Origin of the sequence: Streptomyces sp. NRRL WC-3618 (genome assembly GCF_001280005.1) — a bacterium.
Lineage (GTDB): Bacteria > Actinomycetota > Actinomycetes > Streptomycetales > Streptomycetaceae > Streptomyces.
In genome coordinates, this window is the sequence record NZ_LGDW01000205.1 from 1 (window position 1) to 2150 (window position 2150).

The following is a 2150-nucleotide window of genomic DNA, read 5'->3' on the forward strand; positions in this document are numbered from 1 at the left end:
TTGCCCAGCGGGCAAGGGGAGTTGCGGTGGGCTTGAACCGGATACCGGTGTCAGCAGGAGCTCAAGCCCGTGAAGCCGACGCGGACGAGTTTCCACTGCTGGTTCACGCCGCCCCAGTCCGAGTACTGGACGATGCCGGTCCCGTCGTCGGAGGAGAAGCCCGGTACCTCGACGGCCTTCCCGCTGTTGCGGTTGATCAACCGGAAGTATCCGTCCGGTGAGTCGGCCAACCGGAACTGCTGGTTGACGCCATCGTGGTCGCTCCACTGGTGGATGGCGGCGTTGTCGGCCGTCGACCAGCTGGAGACGTCCAGCACCTTGCCGGAGTGCCTCGCCTTCAACCGGTAGTAGCCGCCACCGGAGTCCACGAACTGGAACTGCTGGTTGGTCCCGTCGATGCGGGCCCACTGCGTGAGCGCGGCGCCGTCCTCGGAGCTCACGCCCGACACGTCCAGTACCTTGCCGCTGTTGCGGTTGACTATGACGTACCAGGCGTTCGTGTCCACAGTGCCCGCTTGCGCCGTCGGCGCGCACGCGCTCACGTCGAAGCGTTCCACCCGCACTGTGCCGCCGAGGGCCTTGGTGGCGTGGTTGAAGACGGCGAAGCGGTAGCCCATGAAGAAATGAGGCCGCTCGTTCAGGGTGTAGGCCGGGCCGAGCCGGGTGAAGGTGGTGCCGTCGGTGCTGTAGGAAAATATCGCCTGGCGGCCCGGGCCCGGGCTGATGTCGGCGGAGGCGCGCAGCCAGACGCGGCTGCCGGACGCGGGGAGGTCGGCGCGGGCCCGCTCGGTGCCGGTGCCGGTGGTGTTCCAGCTGGTGTCCATGGTCAGGCCGTCGAACATCACCAGCCTGCTGACGCCGTTCTGCCGCGTGACGCCGATCCAGGCGGAGTAGTCCCGCAGCATCGCCAGCCCGGCCCGGTCGCCGTCCGCCATCCCGGAGCAGTCGAGGACCACGGTCGCGGTGGAGGCGGGGCCCTGGATGCGGCGGGTGAGGGTGTTACGGGCGCTGTAGAGGTCGTCGGTGACGGTGGCGGTCCTGAGGGTGAGCCCGTTGCCGACGGTGAACGCGGCGGTGTCGGGGTTGTGGTTCCACTCCCAGTACGGCGCCAGCGCCGTCCCCTCGAAGGTGTCGGCGCCGGTCATCGGCGGGAGCGGGTGCGGGGGGAGCGGGTAGGGGTATGTCTCGCCCCACGCGCCGTCGGCTTTCTGGAGCTCGGGCCAGCCGGCGGCGTTCCAGGTGACCGGGGCCAGGGCGGGGACGCGGCCGCCGGGATAGGCGTCGATGAAGCCCATGTAGTACCAGTCGCCGTTCGGGGTGTCGACCAGCGAGCCCTGGTGCGGTATGCCGCCGCCGGGGATCGGGCCGGGCAGGTCCAGCAGCACCTCCCGCATCTCGTACGGGCCGAAGGGGCCTGAGGTGGACTTCCAGATGTACTGGCCGTTGGGCGGGCGGGTGACGAAGATGTAGTAGTTCCCGTTGATCTTGTAGAAGCGGGAGCCCTCCATATAGTGCAACGCGTCGGGCTTGGTGAGCACGTGCTCGGACCTGACCTCGGTGCGCAGGTCCGCGGAGAGCTGCGCGACGCGGATCTCGTTGGCGCCGTACGCCACGTACGGGGTGCCGTCGTCGTCGAAGAGCAGCCCCGCGTCGTAGTAGATGCTGCCGATCTCGGCGTGCCGGGTCCAGGGGCCCGCCGCGTCGGTGGCCCTGTATACGTACGACCGCTGCCAGCCGATCTGTCCCACCCAGTAGAAGGTCTTGTCGCTGGGGCGGTAGCGCATCGAGGACGCGTAGATGCCCTGGACGTACGCCCGTGCGCCCTTGAGGTCGTACGCGTCACCGAAGTCGAGGACCGGCACCGAGTGGCCGATGAACTCCCAGTTGACCAGGTCGTAGGAGCGCAGGACCGGCGCGCCCGGCGAGTAGTGCATGGTCGAGCCGGTGTAGTAGTACGTGTCGCCGACCCGGATGACCTCGAGGTCGGCGAAGTCCTGCCAGATCACCGGGTTGAGGAACCGTTCCTGCTGGGCCGTCGTGGCAGCCGCCGCGCGCATCGCGCCCATCGCCGGCAGCGTGGCGCCCGCGACCAGGCCGGCGGTGACCGTCATGACTTTCCGGCGGCTGTGGGGGTGTTGGAGCCAGGACAT

Annotated in this window: 1 protein-coding gene and 1 pseudogene; both read right to left on the minus strand. The window is 68.9% G+C overall.

Translation table 11 applies throughout. The features are described 5' to 3' along the window. Positions 1 to 50: 50 nt before the first annotated feature. A complete protein-coding gene (locus ADL01_RS46355) occupies positions 51 to 563 on the minus strand; it encodes an RICIN domain-containing protein (protein WP_234354721.1) in 513 nt (170 codons plus the stop codon). Then, positions 537 to 2150, minus strand: a pseudogene (locus ADL01_RS19470) (glycoside hydrolase 43 family protein); the annotation flags it as partial. The gene ADL01_RS46355 and the pseudogene ADL01_RS19470, both read right to left, overlap by 27 nt.